The sequence below is a fragment of the Micromonospora sp. URMC 105 genome, assembly GCF_051386295.1.
Taxonomy (GTDB): Bacteria; Actinomycetota; Actinomycetes; order Mycobacteriales; family Micromonosporaceae; genus Micromonospora.
Genome location: NZ_JBPQTL010000195.1, coordinates 1 through 1,883, shown reverse-complemented (window position 1 = coordinate 1,883; position 1,883 = coordinate 1). Strand labels below are relative to the sequence as shown.

The 1,883-nt window shown below is 75.4% G+C and carries 2 protein-coding genes; one reads left to right on the top strand and one right to left on the bottom strand.

Annotated features, from left to right (window positions below; translation table 11 throughout):
* Positions 1 to 1,070: phosphotransferase family protein (locus ACSNN7_RS28865; protein WP_436684205.1), on the bottom strand; the 1,070-nt coding region annotated here is incomplete at its 3' end.
* A gap of 148 nt (positions 1,071 to 1,218) precedes the next feature.
* Between ACSNN7_RS28865 and ACSNN7_RS28860 the strand changes: the two genes are divergently transcribed.
* Positions 1,219 to 1,883 (top strand): amino acid-binding protein (locus tag ACSNN7_RS28860; protein ID WP_436684204.1); only part of this gene is annotated, 665 nt, incomplete at its 3' end.

Below are 1,883 nucleotides of genomic sequence, written 5' to 3'. Positions count from 1 at the left end.
GGGGCGACCATGTCGCCGATGCGGTCGAAGCCGGGGCCGAGCGTCTGCCCGAGGGTGTGCCGGTAGTGGATGCCCTCGCAGATCACCGCGAGCTTGAAGCAGCCGAGTGCGACGTGCCAGTGCAGCGGCCCGACGTCGACGTCGCTGCGGCCCGCGTACCGCTCGATCAGCTCGGCGCCGGTGGGGAACCCGGCGCGCGGGCCGAGGCCGTCGGCGACGGGGTTGCCGGTGGCGAGGTCGCTGTCGCCCAGCACGTCCCAGTACGTCAGCAGCAGGCCGAGGTCGGCCAGCGGGTCGCCGAGGGTGGCCATCTCCCAGTCGAGCACGGCGCGCACCGACACCGGGTCGACGGTGGCGAGGAGGTTGTCCAGCCGGTAGTCGCCGTGCACGATCCGGCCGGCGTTCGCCCCCTCCGGCACGGTGCCGGCGAGCAGGTCGCGCAGCTCGTCGATGCCGGGCAGGGGACGGCTGCGGGACCGGTCGAGCTGGCCGGCCCAGCGGCGCACCTGCCGGCCCAGGTAGCCCTCGGGGCGGCCGAAGTCGCCCAGCCCGACCGTGGCCGGGTCGACCGTGTGCAGGGCGGCGAGGGTGTCCATCATCGCCAGGGCCAGCTCGCGCCGCTGCTCCGGGCGGAGCGGGTCGGTCTGGGCGCGGCTGCGGAACACCTCGCCCCGGACCCGCTCCATCAGGTAGAACGGCGCCCCGATCACGTCGGTGTCGGCGCAGAGCAGCACCGCTGCGGGGACCGGCACGTCGGTGGGCGTGAGGGCGGAGATCACCCGGAACTCGCGGGCCATGTCGTGCGCGGTGGCCAGCACGTGCCCGAGCGGCGGACGGCGCAGCACCAGCTCCCGCTCGCCGGCGTGCAGCAGGTAGGTCAGGTTCGACTTGCCCCCGGCGATCAGGGTGGCCGCCAGCGGCGCGTCAGCCAGCTCGGGCCGGTGGGTGCCCAGGTAAGCGGCGAGCCGGTCGAGATCAAGGCCCTTCGGGGACCCGGTGGGCGCGGTGGCGGAGGCGGGGGAGGCCGGAGAACTTCCCGGCCGGAGCGCGTCGACGGCCGGATCGGTCATCCGGATAGTTGATGGCAGCTCAGCTTTCTTGTCAAGCCGGGTTTTCCTCCCGGGACATGCCGCTGCAACAGGGACGAAATGGTCACCGCGCAGGCTGGTGTCCAGCCCGCCGGCCGCCACGGCCGGCCCGCCGAGCGGAGGGACAGACATGTTGCTGAGAGTTCGGGTGACCCTGCCGGACCGACCCGGCACGCTCGGCCAGGTGGCCCGTACGCTCGGCGTCTCCGGCGCCGACATCGTCCAGGTGGTCGTCCTGGAACGGCTCGGCGGGCGGGCCGTGGACGACTTCACCGTGGTCTGGCCCGGCGCCGCCCGGGTGGAGCGGTTGATGGCGGGCCTGTCCGCCATCCCCGGGGTACGCGTGGACGGCGTCTGGCGGGCGATCGGCGCGCCCACCACCACCGGCCAGGACGCGGAGCTGCTGGCCCAGGTCGCCGCGAACCCCGCCGACGGGGTGGCCACCCTGGTCGACGCGGTACCCGGTCTGCTCGCCGCCGACTGGGCGGTGGCCGCGGTGGTGCCGCTGGACTGGGCCTCGCGCAGCGGCGGGGGAACGGCGACCGTGGCGCACGCGAGCTGGCGGGCGCCCCAGCCCCCGCTGCTGCCCGAGGTGACGCCGCTGCGGGCCCGGGCGCTGACCGGCGCCGACGGCAGCCACTACGCGATCGCGCCGTTCGGCCGGGCCGGGCTGGTGCTGGTGGTCGCGCGCGAGCACACCGAGCCGCTCGCCCCGGCCGCGTTCCACTCCACCGAGGTGGACCGGCTGGCCCAGCTCGTCCGGGCCGGCGCGGTGATCCTCGGCGACCGGCTCGA